19 protein-coding genes and 1 riboswitch are annotated in these 20,646 nt (G+C 48.6%); of the genes, 13 read left to right on the top strand and 6 right to left on the bottom strand.

Going from position 1 to position 20,646, the window contains the following annotated elements:
• Positions 1-10: 10 nt before the first annotated feature.
• The 3 genes from AB447_RS09405 (at position 11) to AB447_RS09395 (ending at position 1,693) form a co-directional block, all read left to right on the top strand.
• The gene (locus tag AB447_RS09405; RefSeq protein WP_048353278.1) at positions 11-706 is read left to right on the top strand and encodes a DsbA family protein; all 696 of its coding nucleotides are present in this window, start codon (positions 11-13) and stop codon (positions 704-706) included.
• Entirely contained in the window at positions 696-1,109 is a 414-nt protein-coding gene (locus tag AB447_RS09400) for a disulfide oxidoreductase (protein ID WP_048353277.1), read from the top strand. Before AB447_RS09405 ends, AB447_RS09400 begins: the two co-directional genes overlap by 11 nt.
• Before the next feature lie 98 nt (positions 1,110-1,207).
• Positions 1,208-1,693: a GNAT family N-acetyltransferase gene (locus AB447_RS09395; protein ID WP_048353276.1), complete on the top strand. Its 486-nt coding sequence runs from the start codon at positions 1,208-1,210 to the stop codon at positions 1,691-1,693.
• Positions 1,694-1,781: 88 nt separating this feature from the next.
• On the opposite strand, the gene AB447_RS09390 is transcribed toward AB447_RS09395, so the two are convergent.
• Entirely contained in the window at positions 1,782-2,321 is a 540-nt protein-coding gene (locus AB447_RS09390) for a GrpB family protein (RefSeq protein WP_048406914.1), read from the bottom strand.
• Between the two features lie 124 nt (positions 2,322-2,445).
• Between AB447_RS09390 and AB447_RS09385 the strand changes: the two genes are divergently transcribed.
• Positions 2,446-3,060, top strand: coding sequence for a trimeric intracellular cation channel family protein (locus tag AB447_RS09385; protein WP_048353274.1), 615 nt, complete (start codon positions 2,446-2,448; stop codon positions 3,058-3,060).
• A 182-nt stretch (positions 3,061-3,242) separates the two neighbouring features.
• Positions 3,243-5,573 (top strand): RNA polymerase recycling motor HelD, encoded by a 2,331-nt coding sequence (helD, locus tag AB447_RS09380; RefSeq protein WP_048353273.1) that lies wholly within the window; start codon positions 3,243-3,245, stop codon positions 5,571-5,573.
• Between the two features lie 2 nt (positions 5,574-5,575).
• Here the strand turns inward: helD and AB447_RS09375 are convergent, their stop codons facing one another.
• Entirely contained in the window at positions 5,576-5,995 is a 420-nt protein-coding gene (locus AB447_RS09375; protein WP_096891888.1) for a DUF5412 family protein, read from the bottom strand.
• A 65-nt stretch (positions 5,996-6,060) separates the two neighbouring features.
• On the bottom strand, positions 6,061-7,194 hold the full coding sequence (locus tag AB447_RS09370) for an aminotransferase class V-fold PLP-dependent enzyme (protein ID WP_048353271.1): 1,134 nt from the start codon (positions 7,192-7,194) through the stop codon (positions 6,061-6,063).
• A gap of 146 nt (positions 7,195-7,340) precedes the next feature.
• Here AB447_RS09370 and AB447_RS09365 point away from each other — a divergent pair, with 146 nt between their 5' ends.
• The 3 genes from AB447_RS09365 to AB447_RS09355 all read left to right on the top strand — a co-directional run bounded on the left by AB447_RS09365 (position 7,341) and on the right by AB447_RS09355 (position 11,226).
• Positions 7,341-9,341: a Na+/H+ antiporter gene (locus tag AB447_RS09365; RefSeq protein WP_048353270.1), complete on the top strand. Its 2,001-nt coding sequence runs from the start codon at positions 7,341-7,343 to the stop codon at positions 9,339-9,341.
• A 73-nt stretch (positions 9,342-9,414) separates the two neighbouring features.
• Entirely contained in the window at positions 9,415-10,290 is an 876-nt protein-coding gene (locus AB447_RS09360) for an ROK family protein (RefSeq protein WP_048353269.1), read from the top strand.
• Between the two features lie 90 nt (positions 10,291-10,380).
• On the top strand, positions 10,381-11,226 hold the full coding sequence (locus tag AB447_RS09355) for an aldo/keto reductase (protein ID WP_048353268.1): 846 nt from the start codon (positions 10,381-10,383) through the stop codon (positions 11,224-11,226).
• Between the two features lie 36 nt (positions 11,227-11,262).
• Here the strand turns inward: AB447_RS09355 and AB447_RS09350 are convergent, their stop codons facing one another.
• The 3 genes from AB447_RS09350 to AB447_RS09340 all read right to left on the bottom strand — a co-directional run bounded on the left by AB447_RS09350 (position 11,263) and on the right by AB447_RS09340 (position 15,338).
• On the bottom strand, positions 11,263-12,714 hold the full coding sequence (locus AB447_RS09350; protein WP_057957534.1) for an MDR family MFS transporter: 1,452 nt from the start codon (positions 12,712-12,714) through the stop codon (positions 11,263-11,265).
• A gap of 200 nt (positions 12,715-12,914) precedes the next feature.
• Positions 12,915-14,774: an LTA synthase family protein gene (locus AB447_RS09345; RefSeq protein ID WP_057957533.1), complete on the bottom strand. Its 1,860-nt coding sequence runs from the start codon at positions 14,772-14,774 to the stop codon at positions 12,915-12,917.
• Positions 14,775-14,867: 93 nt separating this feature from the next.
• Positions 14,868-15,338 carry a metal-dependent hydrolase gene (locus AB447_RS09340; protein ID WP_048353266.1) on the bottom strand — a complete coding sequence of 157 codons (471 nt, stop codon included), beginning with the start codon at positions 15,336-15,338 and terminating at the stop codon, positions 14,868-14,870.
• 223 nt (positions 15,339-15,561) lie between these two features.
• Here AB447_RS09340 and sspJ point away from each other — a divergent pair, with 223 nt between their 5' ends.
• The 5 genes from sspJ (at position 15,562) to AB447_RS09315 (ending at position 20,622) form a co-directional block, all read left to right on the top strand.
• The gene (gene sspJ, locus AB447_RS09335; RefSeq protein WP_046129267.1) at positions 15,562-15,705 is read left to right on the top strand and encodes a small acid-soluble spore protein SspJ; all 144 of its coding nucleotides are present in this window, start codon (positions 15,562-15,564) and stop codon (positions 15,703-15,705) included.
• A 157-nt stretch (positions 15,706-15,862) separates the two neighbouring features.
• Positions 15,863-16,039, top strand: a riboswitch (Lysine riboswitch).
• A 111-nt stretch (positions 16,040-16,150) separates the two neighbouring features.
• The gene (locus AB447_RS09330; protein ID WP_048353265.1) at positions 16,151-17,557 is read left to right on the top strand and encodes an amino acid permease; all 1,407 of its coding nucleotides are present in this window, start codon (positions 16,151-16,153) and stop codon (positions 17,555-17,557) included.
• Positions 17,558-17,706: 149 nt separating this feature from the next.
• The gene (locus AB447_RS09325) at positions 17,707-18,771 is read left to right on the top strand and encodes a FecCD family ABC transporter permease (RefSeq protein ID WP_048353264.1); all 1,065 of its coding nucleotides are present in this window, start codon (positions 17,707-17,709) and stop codon (positions 18,769-18,771) included.
• Complete coding sequence (locus AB447_RS09320; RefSeq protein ID WP_048353263.1) at positions 18,772-19,791, top strand: FecCD family ABC transporter permease; 1,020 nt, start codon at positions 18,772-18,774, stop codon at positions 19,789-19,791.
• Positions 19,792-19,854: 63 nt separating this feature from the next.
• Entirely contained in the window at positions 19,855-20,622 is a 768-nt protein-coding gene (locus AB447_RS09315; RefSeq protein WP_048353326.1) for an ABC transporter ATP-binding protein, read from the top strand.
• Positions 20,623-20,646: the final 24 nt, after the last annotated feature.

The raw sequence follows: 20,646 nt of genomic DNA, 5'->3' as shown, positions 1-20,646 counted from the left end.
AGGTGTCTAAGTGAAAAAGAATCAGCAGTCACCGATGAAATTTGCCGTCATCATGACAGTCGTCGTCGTTTTTCTGATCGGTGTATTGGTTGTTCTCAACCATCAAACCGAAAACGCTTCGCAAACGTTTGATGACAAGCCTTCGACCGAAGGACAGCCGATCCTCGGAAATAAAAAAGCGGCGGTTACCATAACAGAATTCGGAGATTACAAGTGTCCGAGCTGCAAACAATGGACCGAAACCGTATTTCCGGATTTGAAAAAAGATTTTATCGATAAAGGAAAAGTTAATTTTTCATATATAAATTTCGTCAATGAACAGCACGGCAGAGGCTCAGAGCTGAGCGCCCTGGCCTCTGAACAGGTTTGGAAAGAAGATCCCGATTCCTTCTGGGCGTTCCATGAAGCATTATATAAAGCACAGCCTGACAACGATACGATGGAAACGGAGTGGGCAACTCCAGCGAAGCTTGCTGATATTGCCGAATCACACGCAAAAGTCAAACGTGACAAGCTTATCAAAAGCCTGGATGACAAAACCTTCTCAAAAGAACTGCAAACGGACGAATCGTTGATAAACGAATACAAAGTGGATTCCACGCCGACGATTTTCGTCAATGGCGAAAAAATTGCCAAGCCTTTCGATTATGACCAAATCAAAGAAGCGATCGAAAAAGAGCTAAAAGGCAAGTCCGATGAAAAATAAGCCGTTCTTTCTGTACGGGGCCTGGATCGTCTCTTTGACGGCGACGCTCGGCAGCCTGTACTTCAGCGAGATTCGTAAATTCATTCCTTGTGAGCTTTGCTGGTACCAGCGGATCATGATGTATCCGCTCGTGCTCATTCTCGGAATTGCGACATTTCAGGGAGATTTCCGGGTGAAAAAATACGTGCTGCCGATGGCGGCAATCGGGGGCTTTATTTCTCTGATGCACTATTTGGAGCAGAAGGTTCCCGGTTTCAGCGGCATTAAGCCATGTGTTACGGGAGTGCCATGCTCAGGGCAGTACATCAATTGGCTCGGCTTTATCACGATTCCGTTCCTTGCCCTTATCGCGTTTATTTTGATTATCATTTGCATGTGCATGATAAAAGGTGAAAAAGAGTAGAGCATTTGCCCCGGGCGATGCTCTTTTTTTATCCCTGTTCGGCCGGTAAAATGTTATAATATTTAAAATAATATTTACAATTTGGAAGGAGAGGGAATATGGAGTTTCAAGTCCGCCCGATGGAAAAGAAGGACATCCCGCAAGTGCAGCACGTCGCCAAAACGAGCTGGCATCATACATATGAAGGCATCATCCCCGGCGGGGTTCAGGAAAAGTTTCTCGCTTCCGCCTACAATGATCACAGGATGGAAGAACGCCTGGAGCGTTCATTCCTATACGTTTCTGAAGCGGAAGGAAACATTGTCGGCTTTGCTAACTTTTCCGGGGTTAATGAGAAGAAGGAGGCCTATCTTGCCGCCATTTATTTATACCCGGAGTACCAGGGGAAAGGGATCGGAACCGCATTGCTTCATGAAGGGATCAAGCGGCTGAAAGACGCCGGAAAGATTTTCGTCGATGTCGAAAAGGACAATCAAATCGGCATAACCTTTTACAAAGCGAAAGGGTTTGAGGTTGTCTCTGAGTATGATGAAGATTTTGAAGGGCATATTCTCAGAAACGTGAGAATGGTTTTGCATGTATAAATCGGTCATTCCCGACGTTCACTTCAAGGATTGAACGTAATAATATAATAAAACAGCCAGAATGAATGCGATCGCCATTGTCATCAATTTATTCTTCGTGTTCTTGAACATGCGCCTGCTCCTCTCGTTTCGCTTTCTCAACAATATGTGTAATATACGGTGCTTTCCCTTTTGTATAGGAGTCGCGGTCGTGCGGAAAATGCTTAGCCAAATCCCTTTTCAATGTTTCATAATCTTCCCGGACCTTTGGATGGGCTCTTAAATAGTCGCGGAATCTCAGCTGGTTTTTCCATTCCTCGCTTTTATAAACATAGATATGTAGATGATGAGTGCCGGCCCGCCGTTTGCCTTTTCTAAAAAAACGCCGCGCAGGAAACGCTTCGTGGAATACATGCTCATAGCCCAGATCACTGAGCGGTTCAATCAAGCGTTCTGCTTCACTAAGATGTTTGACGCCAACCATCAGATCAAGCACAGGTTTTGCGGCAAGACCGGGAACGGCGGTGCTGCCGATGTGTTCGATTCCAAGCGCGATTTTTCCGAAAACCGGCTGCAGGCGCTTTTTTTCAGTTTCATATCGTTCCGGCCATTCGGGTTTGGCATCTTCTATCATGATGGTCGCGTCCATCGTTCTCCCTCCTTTTTCGCCGTCCTCTTATTATTATAAGACATTTTATTCTACAGGGTTGATTTAAACGATGGGGAAGTTATAAAATCAAAAAGATTGAAGATTCGTATGGAGGGCACCTTAGATGGCTTGGGAAGCGTTGAGCATCATCGGAACCATTGCTTTTGCGATCAGCGGGGCGATTGTCGCAATGGAAGAAGAGTATGATATTTTAGGAGTTTATATATTGGGAATCGTCACAGCTTTTGGCGGAGGGGCGGTCAGAAACCTGTTGATCGGCGTTCCGGTATCTGCTTTGTGGGAGCAGGGGGCGCTGTTTCAAATCGCATTAGTGTCGATCACGATCGTCTTTTTGTTTCCGGGTCTGCTTCTGAAGCATTGGAAGGTGTGGGGGAACTTTTCGGATGCGATCGGCTTGGCCGCATTCGCAATTCAGGGAGCCCTGTACGCCGTGCATATGAACCATCCGCTCAGTGCGGTCATCGTAGCGGCGGTATTAACCGGAAGCGGCGGGGGGATCATCAGGGATCTGTTGGCAGGGCGCAAGCCGCTCGTCCTGAAAACTGAGATTTACGCTGTTTGGGCTGCTTTAGGCGGCTTGATCATCGGGCTCGGCTGGGCGGAAAATTCCATCGCTCTGTATCTGCTTTTTGCCGTTCTTGTCGCATGCAGGGTCTGCTCGTATATGTTCAATTGGAAATTGCCGAACCGCCCGCTCCGTTCAAATGCGGCTGAATAAAGAAAAGCCGATTTTTCTTAATCGAAAAATCGGCTTTTTTATTTTTGTCATGTTGATATAAACGGGTCGTATATGATAAGATGAAGTGTATTTAACATAAAATTTCATTATTTATAATTATATCCATATTTATTTTATCACGATTTTTTTTCTATGTCAAATCTTTTTAGGGAGTGATCTGCATGACAGATATCAACAAAGAATGGCTTGAAGAAGAGAAACGGATCGAACGCGTATTAAACGAATTGGATCAAAAGCTTCATTCTCTAAAGAGTAAGACAGGCGGACTGAAAGAGGATATCGTCGATTTGAGAAAGCATTTTTGGGATGATGTCACCGTGAACTTGGCCGATGACAAAGAAGCGATCGAGACGTTTGCGAGCATTAAACAGCAGGCGGAGATGTTGGCAGAGCGGGAAAGAAGCCACAAGCAGTTTTACAGCCAGGTGAAAAAGCTGTTAAAAGTGAAGGAGTCTCCTTACTTTGGACGCGTCGATTTTTTGGAGGACGGCGATCAAAAAGCCGAAGCCGTTTACATCGGCCTCAGTTCATTCATGGACGAAAAGGAAGAGCGCTTTTTGGTTTACGACTGGAGGGCCCCGATTTCCAGTTTGTTTTACAACTATGGACCGGGGCCGGCGCGGTATGAAGTTCCCGGGGAAACGGTCAGCGGCACGATTGAGCTGAAGCGGCAGTTTCTCATCAGAAACGGCAGGCTGAAGGCGATGTTTAATACCGATATGACGATCGGGGACGAGCTGCTGCAGGAAGTGCTCGGACAGCAGGCGAATGTCCGGATGAAAAGCATCGTTGCAACGATACAGAAGGAGCAAAACCGGATCATCCGCAATGAAACGAGCCGCATTTTAATCGTCCAGGGGGCGGCGGGAAGCGGAAAAACGTCGGCTGCTCTCCAGCGGGCCGCTTATTTGCTTTATCGCTGGCGCGGCCGGATCGAGTCCAATCAAATGCTGCTTTTTTCTCCCAACCTTCTTTTTAACAGCTATGTCGCCGATGTTCTCCCTGAGCTCGGCGAAGAAAACATTCAGCAGACGACGTTTCAGGAATATTTGGAGAGCAATCTCAAAGAGGCGGAGTGTGAAACCCCGTTTGATCAGCTGGAATATTGTTTGACGGCTTCGGAAAGCGAAGCTGACAAAAACCGGATGCAGGCGATTGAATATAAGGCCTCCCTGGCGTTCAAAAGCTTGATTGACGAGTATGTAGGGTTTCTTTCGAAAGGCGGTTTACTGTTCAAAAACGTGTCGTTCCGCGGAAAGAAGATTGTAACAAGCGCCCAAATCCACGACTATTTTTGCTCGCTCGGCGCTTCCGGATCGCTGTTGCAACGGATTGAAACGACGGCAAAATGGCTGCTCAGCGTATTGCACAAACAAGAAAAAAGTGAAAGGAAAAAAGAGTGGGCCCTCGAAAAAAGCGGGCTTCTCGATCAGGAGGAATATGCGAATGCCTACAAACAACTGCAGGAAGAACGGCAATTCGCCGAGAACACGTTCGATGATTATGAAAGGGAGCAAAGGCTTCTCATCAACATCATTGTCGAAAGGGAATTCAAGCCGCTGAGACAGGCGGTGAAAGCATTGGGTTTTATCGATTTCAAAGGGACGTATTTACAGCTGTTTTCAGATTGGGGTGCTGCTGCAGCGCTTCCAGACCATTGGGAACGCATTTGCGCCCATACGAGAAAAAGCTTTCGCCTTGAGCAGATTCCGTATGAGGATGCCGCACCTTATCTATATTTGAAAAATCAAATCAAAGGCGTGGCGAAAAACACGGCGATTCGCCACGTATTTATTGATGAAGCGCAAGATTACTCGCCTTTTCAGCTCGCTTTTCTCAAAGGCCTTTTTCCTTCAAGCAGAATGACGATTTTGGGGGATTTGAACCAGGCGATACTCCCCCACAGCGTTCAGGGGCAGGAGCTTCTTAGCGAAAACGTGTTTGAAGGGGAGAAAACGGAGACGGTCAGGCTTGTCCGGAGCTACAGATCGACAAGGGACATCGTCGAGTTTACAATGTCTTTGATCAAAGGAGGCGAAGATATCGAGCCCTTTAACCGGAGAGGGGTGAAACCCACGCTGACGATTTCGGACGATCACGGTGAACATCATAAAAAGATAGCGTCCTGCATTGCCGCTTTACAAGGTGAGGGGCATAAGACGATTGCAGTCATCTGCAAAACGGTTCAGGAGTGCAAAGAAGCCTTCAGGCATCTGGAAAAGTATACGGCGCTCAAGCTTATTGACAAAGAAACCCGAGTCTTTCAAAAAGAAGCCGTCATCATACCCGTATATTTGGCAAAAGGCATCGAATTTGACGCGGTCATCGTCTATGACGTATCAAAAAATCGGTATGCGCGCGAACGCGAGCGGACGCTGTTTTATACGGCCTGTACGCGGGCGATGCACGAACTTCATCTGTTTTCGCTCGGAGAGGAAAGTCCGTTTTTAGACGGCGTTCCAAACGGGCTGTACATAGAGAAAAGGGAGTGAATTCACTCCCTTCTCCAATCATATGTATCGCTGCGGATGTCGAGCACCTTGTCGTTGATGGACACGTGGTTGCTGTCTTTCCATTCGACGTCAGCGTTATCTTCCTTGGAACCCCAATAAATATTTTTTCGGTTGCCGGTTGAGACCTTTGTCAATTCGCCTCTGATGGAAACATTGGCGGCCGCCCCGTTTTTCTCGACTTTATATATGCTGATCGAGTATTTTTTGTTCGGAGAAGCCAGCGATATGATCTGTACCCCCTCAGGCAAGTGATTCATGGAGTAAAACTGCGTATATACAACGTAAGCTGTTGGTATGCCGAGGGCGAGGATAAACGTAAAAAGCGTAAACAGCATGTTTCGGAGGGGCTTTTTCTTCAACTCTTCCGATGCTTTATTGACAAAACGCTGCAAATGTATCATCATCCCCTGATCGAAATGTTTTTATATAGTGTAATGAAAAAACGTTGATCTGTCTATTGAAAAGCCTAATGCAGCAGCGCTGATATTTCGTCGATCGCCTGTTTAATATCTTCCTCTGTATTGTAAAAATGCGGAGCGATCCTGATCACGTCTTTTCTCGCTGCTGTGATGACGTTTCTTTCCCGCAATACAGCCCCGATGCCTGCTGCGTCCCCGGCATAAATCGAAATCAGGCTTGATCTATTGCGGACGGTTTGCGGCCCGGCGATTCGCAAGCCCTTTTCCGCCCCGTATTCAAGAGCGAAGCCGGCAAGCTTCCGCAAGTACGCGTCGATTCGGTCAGCCCCGACTTCAAGCAATATCTCTAGGGCGGCGTCGGCTGCATAAAGGCCGGCAAATGACGGCGTCCCCGTTTCAAAACGTTTTGCTCCTTCTGCAAATCGGGAATCGAATAAATCAAAGGCGGATTTCCCGTCTCTTCCGAACCACCCGGTCATCTGCGGCTTGAATTTCCGGCTTAGACCACGTCTAACATACAGAAACGCCGTGCCCGGAATACCGAGCATGTATTTCCTTGTCCCTGCCGCAAGAATATCGACATCCATATCTTTTACGTTGATCGGAACGTGTCCGGCGGATTGGTAAGCATCAACGAAGAGAAGCGAGCCTTTTTGATGGACGATGTCTGCGATCTGTTTCAAGTCTTGTTTATATCCGTTGTAATAGCTGACGTGCGGCACGCATGTCAGAAGCGTGCGATCACATATGTCTTTTTGTATCTGCGCCAAGTCGATCATTCCGTTATGGCTTTGAATGACCGTGATCTTGTTTTTGAATGCCTCTTGAGAAAGCCAAATCTGTCCGATTGCGGGAAAATCGATATCCGTAAAGGCAACTTTATTTTTTTGCCGATGATGAGGCAGTGAAAGCGCAATGGCCGAAACGGCGTCTGAAACCGAGGACATGACGGCGATTTCATCTGTCTCGGCGCCGATCAGCCGTGCGAATTTTTCCTTTGCCGCCGCCATCTTTTCCATCGCTGCCTGCCAATCGGTGCCTGATTCAAGGAGCTGTCTGCGGTATTCGTCAACAGCATCTGAGACAGGCAGCGCCAAAGCGCCTGCAGAACAGGCAGCCAGATAAACGCGGTTTGATAAGACTGGGAATAAAGAACGGAATGAATGAAATGGATGGTTCATGATCGGTCTCCTTTTCACAATATATCCCTGCCTGGCATGTATAGGTTCCCGGTCGTCAAAGAATACTGAACAAAGAAGGCTTAAGCTAAAACAGCCGGCAGAGTCGTTTGAAGGCCTGCTTTTACGGCGGTAAGGAGGTATTCTTAGTGGCCGTTTTCCTGGCCGTTTTGGTTCTTTTAACAATTATCGCGATTTCAAATATCATTCACCGGTTTATTCCATTTGTTCCGGTTCCGTTGATTCAGGTCGGATTGGGCATCATCGCGGCGATTTTTCCGAGCGGGCTTCATATCACGTTCAATCCGGAGCTTTTTTTTGTTTTATTTATCGCTCCTCTTGTGTTTAATGACGGAAGGCGGATCCCGAGGGATGAGCTGTGGAAATTGCGGACCCCGATTCTGCTTTTGGCGCTCGGTCTCGTGTTTGTGACCGTGCTGTTTGGCGGCTATGCCATCCATTGGATGATTCCGCAGATTCCGCTGCCGGCTGCTTTTGCCCTTGCCGCCATTTTATCGCCCACAGATGTCGTCGCTGTCGGCGCGCTCTCGAAAAGAATCGATATGCCGAAGGATATGCTGCGCCTTCTTGAAGGAGAAGGCTTAATGAACGATGCCTCGGGCCTCGTCGCTTTTAAATTTGCACTCGCTGCGGCGATGACGGGCACTTTTTCGTGGTCTGAGGCCGCGGTCAGTTTTTTGCTGATCGCAATCGGGGGCCTCTTCACCGGAACGGTTCTTTCTTTTTTGATCCTCCGGTTTCGCTATTTGCTCCGCCGCTTAGGGATGCAGGACGTTACAATGCACATGCTGATCCAAATCTTGACCCCCTTTGTGATTTATTTAGCCGCAGAGGAGATCGGCGTATCGGGAATCCTTGCCGTCGTCGCCGGCGGTATCACGCATGCGGCGGAGCAGGACAGAGCCGAATCGGCAATGGTCAAGCTGAAGATCGTTTCGGCCAGCACATGGGGCATCATCCTTTTTATTTTAAACGGTCTCGTGTTCGTTTTGCTAGGCTTGCAAATGCCGGGCGCGCTTTCTGTCATATTTGGGAATGCGGCGTTCAATAATGTGAGAGTCATCAGCTACATCATTCTGATTACGCTGATGCTCATGCTGCTCCGCTTCGTATGGGTGTTTTTATTTTGGCAGGGCAATTGGGGGCTTCAAATGAAACAAGTTTCAGGCGGAGAAAAACTGCGCTCCCTGCTCCAGATATCGATATCGGGCGTGCGCGGAGCCGTGACCCTCGCCGGAGCATTTTCGATCCCTTTTGTGCTGGAGAACGGAAGTCCGTTTCCGGAGCGGGATTTGATCATCTTTTTGGCAGCCGGCGTAATTCTGTGCACCTTGCTGATGGCGAGCGCCTTTTTGCCGCTTCTGTCGGAAAGGAAGGAGCTCCCGGCAAGCGGCAGCCAGTTTCAAAGCGTCAGAAGAAAAGTGATGAAGACAACGGTCAAAGCTTTAAAAGAGGAAATGAACGACAAAAACAGAGCCGCTGCTCTCGCTGTCATATCGGAGTACAACGAAAAAATGAAGCAGCTTAAGTTTGAGCAATATTCTTTGAAAGAGCATCTGCGCCATAAAAAGCTCGAAAACAAAATCCGGGTCCATGCCTTGAAAGCGGAACAGGCGGAATTGGAAAACATGCAAGAAAACGGACAAATCACAGAAGATATCGCGAATCGGCTGAAAGAAAGCCTGCGGGAGAAAGAAATGCTTTTTTCCAATCCATTTAAAGCGGGCGTTTCGCTCATGAAATGGAAGCATCTGATCAACAGGCGACAAAAAGAAGGGACACACAAACCGCATGACCAAAGCGGCGACATGCTGAAAAAGGCCCGGATTCAAACGGCAAAAGCGGCTATCGAAGAGGTAAAACAGCATATGAGCGACGAAAATAAAGAGGCGTCCCGGTCGGTCATTTCTTTTTATCAGCGCTTGATCCTCAGGCTTCAGCACGGCGCCGGGGGACTCCGGGAAAATAACCGCTATGAAAGGCAAAAGAAAGAGATTCGCTTAAAATCGGTGCAAATCATCCGCAATGAAATTCAGGAGCTGTTTGAAAACCGGGAAATTACGAGGGAAACGGCTCACCATCTGCGCCAGTACATCAATGATTTGGAAGCGTCGCTCCTTGATGAGTAACATTTTATTTAATTGCTTTCCTCACTTTTCTGCTTTATGATTCAATTAAAGACAGAAAAAAGGGGAACAGAGGATGACATATTACGGTGCAATTGAAGCAGGGGGAACAAAATTTGTTTGCGCTGTCGGAACGGAGACAGGGGAAATCGCAGGCAGGCTGACGATTCCGACGGAAACGCCTGAAGAAACGATCAAAAAAGTAACCGCTTTCTTTGATGCTTATCAGCCTGAAGCACTGGGAGTCGGATCGTTCGGCCCGATTTCGCTGGCAAAGGGGAAACCCGATTTCGGCTTTATTACGAATACGCCGAAACTCGCGTGGCAGAACTATCCGTTCATTCCCGAACTGGAAAAAAGGCTCCGGATCCCGGTTTCGTTTACGACGGACGTCAATGCGGCTGCGCTCGGGGAAATAACGGAAGGAGCCGCACAAGGGCTGAACAGCTGTTTATACATCACGGTCGGCACGGGAATCGGCGCCGGGGCTGTCATCGGCGGCAAGGTCGTACAAAGCTTCAGCCATCCTGAAATGGGGCATATCCTGATCAGACGCCATGAAAAGGATGCATTTGAAGGAAGCTGCCCGTACCACAAAGACTGCCTTGAGGGAATGGCATCAGGGCCTGCGCTCGAAAAGCGCTGGGGCAAACAAGGAAAAGACCTTTCTGCGCGCGAAGAGGTCTGGGAGCTTGAAGCCGATTATTTGGCGCAGGCGCTCATGCAATATATTCTGATCTTATGCCCGGAAAAAATCGTGATGGGCGGAGGGGTCATGAAGCAGCGGCAGTTGTTTCCGCTCATCCGCAGAAAACTTCGCGAATATGTAAACGGATACATCGATCTTCCCGATCTTGATGAGTATGTCGTGCCGCCGGGGCTCGGCGACGATGCCGGGATCACAGGAGCGCTCGCATTGGCTGCGCGCGGGCGGGTTAAAGAAGAAAAGTGAGCAATTTATTATGTCAAATCTCTCCAATATGAGATAATAGACGTGATGTTTGAAATAGTATCTGAATAAAAAAGAAAGGTGGTCGTTTAAATGGTAAGCAGTTTAAAGGACACTGTGACGTTACATAACGGAGTTAAAATGCCGTGGTTTGGCCTGGGAGTCTTTAAAGTGGAAGAGGGCAGCCAAGTCGTCGAATCTGTGAAAGCAGCGATTAAAAACGGATACCGGAGCATTGATACGGCTGCGATCTATCAAAATGAAGAAGGCGTCGGCAAAGGAATTAAAGAATCAGGCGTTCCCCGTGAGGAGCTCTTCATCACATCAAAAGTGTGGAACAGTGACCAGGGCTACGAAAAAACGTTGGCGGCTTTTGATGAAAGCCTTAGAAAACTTGGCCTTGACTACCTTGATTTATATTTAATTCATTGGCCCGGAAAAGATAAAAGCAAATATAAAGATACATGGCGCGCCTTGGAGAAGCTGTACAAAGACGGCAAAATCAGAGCGATCGGCGTCAGCAACTTCAACGTGCATCATTTGGAAAGCCTGTTGGAGGATGCGGAAATCAAACCGATGGTCAATCAGGTTGAATTCCACCCGCGTTTGACGCAGCTCGAATTAAGGGATTACTGCAAAAAACAAGGCATTCAGCTTGAAGCATGGTCTCCGCTGATGCAAGGGAAGCTGCTTGACAATGAAGTGCTCGCTGAAATCGCCGGCAAATACAACAAATCGGTCGCGCAAATCATTTTGCGCTGGGATCTGCAAAGCGAAGTCGTAACCATCCCGAAATCGATTAAAGAACACCGAATTATCGAAAACGCCGATATTTTCGACTTCGAACTTTCAAAAGAAGATATGGAAAAAATCAACGCCCTCAACAAAGATGAGCGCGTAGGTCCGGATCCTGATACGATGACAAACGGATTCGAATAAAATAAATCCCGGGTTCTTAGCGAACCCGGGATTTATTTATTTTTCGTGCAGCGCAAGGCCACTTTTCGCAGGCTTTCTTTTATGGTGATTCAGCCGGCCGCGGTGATTGTGTTTAATGAAGAAGGCAAGAATCAGCCCGATTCCGGACAAACCGGCAGCCGTCATAAAGGCCAGGTTTACGCCGTGAATCATCGCCGTTTCCGTGCCGGGGCCCGCCGGATCAGACAGCGCACGCTGCGTCATGATCGTAATCAAAATCGCCGTCCCGATTGAACCCGACATTTGCCTCAACGTGTTGTTCATGGCCGTGCCGTGCGGGATCAAATGGCGCGGCAGCTGATTCAGCCCGGCTGTCGTCACGGGCATTAACACCATCCCCATCCCGACCATCCGAAACGCATATACGATGGACAGGTAGGCGAAAGGCGTCTTTTCGGACAGATGCGATAGCAGCAGAGTCGTGATAAAAATGGCCGTCAACCCGGTAATGCTTAAAATCCGCGCCCCGATTTTATCGAAAATCCTTCCCGTAATCGGGGACATCAAGCCCATGACAATCGCTCCCGGAAAAAGCATCATACCTGACTCCATCGCGGTGAAATGGCGCATATCCTGCATGTAGATCGGAACGATCGTCGCCGCTCCGATCATCGCCATAAACACGACCATGCCGATGACTGTAGCAAGCGTGAACATCGGATACTTAAAAACCCTGAATTCCAAAATCGGTTCCTTCAGATGGAGCTGCCTCCATATGAACCAAAACAGGGTGACAGCTCCGACTGCGAAGCCTGTCAGCACGTCCGGACTGGTCCAGCCGTCAACACCCGCGCTGCTGAAGCCATAAAGGATGCCGCCGAATCCTAAAGAAGACAAAATGATCGATGCCGCATCCATCTTAGGCGATGTTTGTTCTGTTACATTTTTTAAAATAAAGAAAGCGACAATCATGTCGATGACCGCGAACGGCAGCAGGAGATAAAACAAGATTTCCCACGGATAACGGTCGACAATCCATCCCGACAAAGTCGGTCCAAGAGCCGGGGCAAAGGCGATGACAAGTCCGACCATCCCCATCGCTGAGCCGCGTTTTTCCTTCGGGAAAATCAAAAGAAGCACGGTCTGCATCAACGGCATCATGATCCCTGCGCCGGCCGCCTGCACGATTCGTCCGGCAATTAAAACGGGAAAGCTGAACGATAAAGCGCAGATCAGCGTTCCGGCGGTGAATAAAGACATCGCGACCATAAACAGCTTTCTCGTCGTGAACTTTTCGATTAAAAACGCCGTAACCGGAATCATAATCCCGTTTACGAGCATAAAAACGGTCGTCAGCCACTGGGCGAGACCGGGTGTAATGTTCAAATCCCTCATGATCGGCGGAAGGGCCGTCGTCAGCAGCGTCTGGTTTAAAATGGCGATAAAGGTCCCGGTAATCAGTACGGCAACAATCGGCAGTTTATTTATAGTTTGTTTTGTTTCACTCATTTGAAAACCTTCTTATTTTGAAATTTTATAACACTTCATGAAATAATCGGCACCCGAAACAAAATTGTCTATTCATTAGGGTAACGAAGGATATGCAAATCTGCAAGGGCATTTCAAACATTCGGTATATAATACCCAGCTCGAGCCCAATGTAAACAGCCCCTCCCAGCCAGCTCTGAATGCTTGTGGAAGGGGAGGCGTTATTGTTTATAAAACCTCAGCAAGTCCCCGTTAATAATTTTGTCGGAAAAGGAAAGCTCTTCAGCCGCTTTCTCCATTAGGGGAGCGCATTTGTTCTCTGCATCCTCTAAAAGCTCTCCGGTTTTTTGATCGTAGCATGCATTTTTCGTATAGAGATAATCATCCGTGATAAAGCTTCCGTTTCGCAGCACGGCAAAAGGCATTCTTTCTTTAGAAAAAAGGTCGTTTCCGAACTGAATCATGCCTTTTGTGTCAATTCCCAATAAATGAAGCAATGTCGGTTTGACATCGATCTGTCCGCCCGTTTCTGACACGGTCCGCGGATTTTTGTCCGTAATCCCGGGGATGTGGATGATCAGCGGAACCCGCTGAAGCTGAACGGTATCGTACGGCGTAATCTCCTTTTTCCCTAAAAATTGAGCGAGCGCTTCATTGTGTGCTTCCGAAATGCCGTAATGATCACCCATCAAGACGATCACTGAATGTTCATACAGGCCGTTTTTTTTCAGTTTCGCGATAAAAGCTTTCAGCGCTTCGTCCTGATAGCGCACCGTCGTCACATAGCGGTTCAAAATCTCACTGTTAGAATCATATTCATCAATCAGCTTATCCTTGTCATCAATCTGAAACGGAAAGTGATTGGTCAGGGTCAGCAGGCTGCTGTAAAACGGCTCTGGCAACTCTTTCATGATGTCGGCGGACTGTGCTAAAAACTCTTTGTCCTTCAGCCCCCAGCCTGTTGAATTATCGGCGGTTACGCTGAAGTGGTCCACATCATAAAAGCGGTCAATACCGAGCGCTTCGTACATGACGTCCCTGTTCCAGAACCTTTTGTTATTGGCGTGAAAGACGGTTGATATGTAATCGTGCTGCGCCAGCGTTTTATACATTGAATTGTATTGATTTTCGCTTTTCGTAAAGAAGACAGATCCGCTCAGCGACGGATACAGCGAATTGGCGACGACGAACTCGGAATCCGATGTTTTTCCCTGTTCGGTCTGCTGATAAAAATGGTCGAAATAATAGCTTTTATGAATGAACTGATTCAAAAACGGGGTGATCTCTTTTCCGTTTACTTTTTCATTGATGACGAAGCTTTGAGTGGATTCGAGCGTCACGAAGATGACATTTCGTCCCTTTGCGATGCCGAACATGTCTTTGTTCGGTTTGCTGTAGTCGGCATTTGTATAGTTTTCGATCGTTGCCAGGCTGTTTTCGTCGGCTACCGCTTTTTGCGTCAAATTAAACGTCTGCGTAATTCCGTCGAACAGATGAAACTGAAACAGCCCGATGTTTTTGACGAGAACTTCCCTGTCAAACGAATGGGACAAAAACTTAGGCTGTTCGATCTCTGATAAGGTGAGATTCAGCAGCACGATCCCCGCGGCCGCGCCGTAATAAATTTTGATCGCTTTTCGCGGTATTTTTGCTTCCGTTTTCCGGCGGGTTTTCGAAAGCCATGCGAGCAGTGCCAGATCAAAGAAAAGAACGATGAAAAGGGGATTGAACAGCTCCTGAAAACTGCTGCCGAGCCCTCCGAGGTTTTTGGCCTGAAACAAAACGGGGATCGTAATGAAATCGATATAGAAACCGTAAAAAATGCAGTTTGCGATCAGAATGCCCGTAAGGATGACATTTGCTGAGAGTAAAAACAGCCGCTTTGTCTTTTCGCGGCAAAAAAGGCTGATGCCGAATACGGGGATGAGAAAGCTAAGCGGGTTTATTAACAGGATCAGCTCCTGAAACGGATGATCAATCCGCAAGTGAAACCCCAGTTTATAGATGAAATACGTCTTCATCCACATGAAAAAAATCGATAAGCATAAAAACCATTGCTTTTTGAAAAAATGTTCTTTCATTTATCAATAGCTCCTCACAAGTTCTTAGCCCCGCATATGTTTAAATTACTAAAAAAAACTTTCGGTGGCAAATAAACCAATTTGCGCCACATGTCAAGCCATCAAGACGGCGATAAAATAGCATGAAAGAACGGTGAGGGCGGCCATCACGCCCTGTTCGGCTTTGCCGCCCGTTTTGATGTAAAGCGGCAGTCGGATTCTAATTGATGAAGGAAAGAAAAGCTTGATGCCGTTTGTCGTCCCCGCATCAAGCAGCAGGTGGCTGGCCATTCCCGCCATCAGTCCGGCAAAAATGCTCTGGTTTGTAACATATAAATGTGCCAAAAATCCCGTGACGAGCAGAAAGAGCAGGCTGTGCGTGAACGTTCTGTGGCCGAATACAGAGCTGATCAGCGTTGATAAAATTGGAAGCTTCCTGCCTATTTTGCTTTTTGTGTGGCAAATATCGGGTATCAATGCTCCAAGAATGCCTGAAGCGGTTATCAATACGGGATCATACCCATAAAAATAAGCGACAGCCGTACAAGAAGCGACTCCCCCCATGATGTGTGTTTTTCCTGTCATATTCGCTTCTCCTTAAGACCTGATTCCTAAAGAAAACTATATCAGGAGATCTGAAGACCATCAAGACTGATTCTGGAAGGTTTTGGCCGCAATTTTTTCATTTTTGCGTGAAGAAAGAGGCCAAAACGGGAAATTCATGCAGACCAGACAGCCAAGCTTCCTGCATATTTTTTAAATGAAAAGCCAAATTAGTATTGTACCAAATTTTAAAGAGGTGATTCATGTGGGTTTTTTCTTTAATAAAGATCAGGGAAAAAATAAAGCTAAAGACCATAACGCCGTTCAGGGGGCGCTTGAAGATGCCGGTCAAGCATTAAAAGGAGACCCTCTGCAAGAAGCGGTCAGAAAAAAGAAAAACAATCGATAACCTCTATAGATGATGGGGATCATCCCCGTTCGCATTGGAGGCCGCCGAAAAATGGGCGGTCTTCATGCCGTTTTTTCCATCAGTTCCCTTTGACAGAATAACATTTCTCTGGTAACCTTCGGTTGAGAATATGTGATAAATCCTCACTCTTAACTCTTAGTGAGGTAGAGGTTGCGCGGATGATGAGTAGCGCATGTGAGGCCGGAGGGGCCCGTGATCATGCGTAAAAGGCATCAGCGCCGAAGCATAAAGAAGCCGTCCATTCTTTATGCTGGGTCTGCATTGAATAAGTGCAGGACTGCCGCGGGACTTCCCGCGGAGGGCTATCCGGGGATCAAGAGTGTATGTTATTTTGGCATGGACTTTTGTTCATGCTTTTTTTATTTTTATGATCTCACGGTCTGGTCCGGCATATTTTGATAAAATGCTCGGAGGTATTAGTTGTATGGAACAGACAAAAAAATGGGGTTTCTGGCTTTTAACGGCTTTTGTCGTTGGAAATATGGTCGGCTCCGGGATCTTCATGCTCCCAAGCACGCTTGCGCAGACGGCCAGCCCGCTCGGCGTAACGGCGGCATGGCTGGTAACGGGTGCGGGCGTATTGATGATCGCGCTCGTATTCGGCCATTTATCGATTCGCCGTCCTGATCTGAAAGCGGGGCCGCAAAGCTATGCAAGGGCGCTGTTTTCAGACCCGAAAAAGGGAAACGCCGCAGGCTTTACGATGGTGTGGGGTTACTGGGTTGCGAGCTGGATCAGCAACGTGGCCATCATCACGAGCCTTGCCGGTTATTTGACGACATTCCTGCCGATTTTGACTGATAAGCGCGAGATGTTTGAGCTTGGCGGACACCCCGTAACACTTGGGCAGCTGCTCACATTCATCGCATGCACGATTCTTTTGTGGGGCACTCATTTCATTCTCGTCTCCAGTATAAACGGAGCCGGAAAGCTCAACTTTTTGACGACGTTTTCCAAGGTGTTCGGGTTTGTCCTGTTTATTGTAGCTGGATTATTCGTATTTCAAGTGTCTTTATTTCATTCATTTTATTTTCCTGTTGAGGCGGACGGAAAAAGCATCGGGCTCGGCGGCCAGGTTCATAATGCGGCGATTTCTACGCTGTGGGCGTTTGTCGGCATCGAGTCGGCCGTTATTTTGTCGGGGCGCGCATCTTCGCAGCGCGATGTGAAACGCGCCACGATCACCGGGCTGTTGATTGCACTCAGCATTTATATGATCATTACGTTAATTACAATGGGCATTATTCCGCACGATCAGCTCCAGGCTTCGAATAAGCCGTTTGTTGATGTGCTGCATGCAATTATCGGCGGCTTCGGCAGCGTGGTCATGGCCATTTTGGCGATCATTTCATTGTTCGGATCAATGCTTGGCTGGATTTTAATCGGATCAGAGGTTCCGTATCAAGCGGCAAAAGCAGGCGATTTTCCCGCTTTTTTTGCAAAGACGAACAGAAAAGGGAGTCCCGTCAATTCGCTGATCATCACGAACTTGATGTCGCAAATCTTTATTTTCTCGACGATTTCGGGGACGATCAGTCAGGCCTTTACGTTTTTGACGACGTCTGCGACGCTCGCTTATCTCGTACCGTATCTCATTGCGGCTTTGTTCAGCCTGAAGCTTATCATTAAAGGAGATACGTATGATGAACTGAAAGGATCGAGAACAGGCGACGGCATCATTGCCCTGTGCGCTCTAGGGTATTCTTTGTGGGTTATCATTTCGGGAACTGCTGATTGGCTGACATTTATATTGGGAATCGGCTTGTTCTTTATCGGCCTGATCATCTACCCGTTCGCGGCCAAAAAGTTCAGCCGAAATCAACAATCTTAAAGCCCGGGGCCCGCGGTCTTCAACTGAAGATCAGCGGGCTTTTTTCTTTCTTGAAAAAATTTTTATTAAATAATTGACCTGAGGCTGATATACTATAAGATGAAAATGATAATCGTTATCGGTTCTATATAAGAAAGGAATGGCATCGATTGGGGTCTTACAGGAATATTCACCATACCAACGGCGGGGACGAGCCTGAAAACGAACAGTTTCCGGTCAGCCGTCCCCTTGGCGCCGTTTTTATTCTTCTGGGCGGAACGTTGATTTTGCTGTTCGGCGCGGCTTTGTCCATTGCGCTCGGTGCGGCTGATATCAAGCTCAGCACGGTGTGGAACGCGCTTCTTCACTTCGATTCAAAAAATACGGCTCATCAGATTATTTGGGAACTCAGGCTTCCGAGGACGGTCAGCGCCATACTTGTCGGCGCTTGCCTGGCCGTTTCCGGTGCGATCATGCAGGGCATGACGAGAAATCCGCTCGCATCGCCCGAAATTATGAGCGTAACGGACGGCTCTGCTTTTGCGGTCGCCGTCGCTTTTGCCTTTTTTCCCGGAATTTCATCGCTCGGGCTTTTGGGTTGGTCATTTGCCGGAGCGGGTTTGGGCGCTGCGATCGTTTTTGCGGTCGGAACGCTCTCAAAAGGCGGCCTTACTCCTGTAAAGCTCGCTTTGGCGGGAACTGCGGTCGGAACGCTGCTCAGAGCGCTGTCGTCAGCCATTGCGATTCATTTCGATGTGGCCCGCGATGTGAGCTTTTGGTATGCGGGCGGCATCGCCGGCATGAAATGGTCGAGCGTTGAGCTGCTGGCTCCCGCGGCCGCCCTGGGGCTCGTGCTTGTCTTTTTCATCGCCCGTTCGGTTACCATCTTAAGCCTGGGAGAAGAAGTGGCAAAAGGGCTCGGCCAATCGACAAAAACGGTCAAAGTGATCGGGGTCGCCTCCGTCGTTTTGCTGACGGGCGCGGCTGTATCAGTAGCTGGAACGATCGGCTTCATCGGCTTGATCATCCCCCATATTGCCCGCTTTTTGGCAGGCGTGGATTACCGCTGGATCATCCCGTGCTCGGCGGTGCTTGGGGCCGTGCTTCTGCTGTGTGCCGACATCTGCGCAAGGATGATCAATCCTCCTTTTGAAACGCCGGTCGGAGCGGTGACTGCGCTTGTCGGCGTACCGTTCTTTCTCTATTTGGCCCGGCGCGAAGGGAGGGGACTGTAAATGGAGACGCTCAAGAACAAAAACGGCCGTGCCGTCATGATCATGCTTGTCATGGCCGCGCTGATCCTCGGTGTATTTTTAGTGAGCCTGAACATGGGTGAAATTCGGATTGCTCCGTTTGACGCGCTGAAAACGTTATTTGGAGGAGGAACGCCGCAGGATGAGCTTGTCTTATTTGAATTCCGCCTGCCGCGGATGATTCTGGCCGCGCTTATCGGTGCCGGGATTGCCGCAGCAGGGGCCGTCTGGCAGGGCGTATCCCAAAACGATCTCGCTGACCCGGGGATTTTAGGAATCAATGCCGGAGCCGGTTTTGCCGTTGTCATATTTATTTACTTCTTCCAGGGGGCTGGAGGCAGCTTTGATGCAAATGTCGCGTTTTCCTTGCCGATTTTTGCATTTGCAGGAGCGTGCATCGCGGTCGTCCTCATTTATTTGTTCGCATGGAAAAAGGGGCTGAACCCGATTCGCCTGGTCTTGGTCGGAATCGGAATCAATACGGCGTTTGGCGCGGCTATTTTAATGCTGCAGCTGAAAATGAATCCGAACGATTTTATGCAGGCGACCGTATGGCTGTCAGGGAACATTTGGAGCGCAAACTGGAGCTTCGTTTCAGCAATCCTTCCGTGGATTGTCTTGCTGATTCCTTTTATCTTTTATAAGGCGCGCTATTTAAATGTACTTAATCTCGGCGATCAGATTGCAGCCGGCCTCGGAACGTCCGTTGAAAAAGAACGGCTCGCGCTGCTGCTGGCCGCAGCCGCCCTCAGCGGCGCCTGCGTGGCGGCGGGGGGCAACATCACGTTTCTCGGTCTTGTTGCGCCTCATATCGCAAGAAGGCTCGTCGGGCCGAAGCATCAGCTGTTGATACCGGCATCTGCACTGACCGGGGCGTTGCTCTTGTTGCTGGCCGATTTGATCGGAAAGACGCTCCTTGCGCCTTCGGAGATTCCGGTAGGACTCGTTATTTCCGTTTTGGGCGCGCCGTATTTTATCTATTTGCTGATGAAAACAAACTAAAGAAGGGAAGATTGCAAGGTGTCTCTTTCTACAAACGATCTGGGGATTGGCTACGGCGAGCAGATGATCGTCGAAAACCTGAATCTTACGATACCAAAGGGGAAAATCACGACCATGATCGGGCCGAACGGGTGCGGGAAATCAACGATTTTAAAAACGATGGCCCGAATCCACCGTTCGAAAACCGGCGCCGTCTATTTGAACGGAAAAGCGATCCATCAAATGCCGACGAAGGAGATCGCCAAGCAAATGGCGATCCTTCCGCAAACGCCTGAAGCCCCGGGCGGACTGACCGTGTATGAGCTTGTTGCATACGGCCGCTTCCCCCATCAAAAAGGAATGGGCAGACTGACGAAAGACGATCGCCGCATCATCGAATGGTCGCTTGATGTCACGGGGATGCTGGCGTTTCATGACCGGCCGATCGAAGCCCTTTCCGGAGGTCAGCGCCAGCGCGTCTGGATCGCGATGTCCCTTGCCCAGGAGACGGAGCTGCTTCTGCTTGACGAACCGACGACCTACTTGGATTTGGCCCACCAGCTCGAAATCCTGAAGCTGTTGGAAAAGCTCAATAAAGATGAGGGACGGACGATTTTGATGGTCATCCACGATCTGAATCATGCGGCCCGCTTCGCCCATCACATGGTTGCTTTAAACAGCGGCAAAATCGTAAAAGAAGGGGCGCCTGAGAACGTCATGACGCCGGAAGTCCTGCGGAAAGTGTTTCAAATCGATGCGGAGATTGCTGTAGACCCGCGCACCGGAAAACCGATATGTCTGACCTATGACCTTCTTGAGAATGAAGAGGCCAAAAGGCTGGCAACCGGATAAACAGACACGCAAACAGGTGTCTGT

Source organism: Bacillus glycinifermentans (assembly GCF_001042475.2).
In the GTDB taxonomy this organism is placed as follows: Bacteria; Bacillota; Bacilli; order Bacillales; family Bacillaceae; genus Bacillus; species Bacillus glycinifermentans.
Note: the sequence above shows the minus strand (reverse complement) of the source record. Positions and strands in the feature narration are given on the sequence as shown.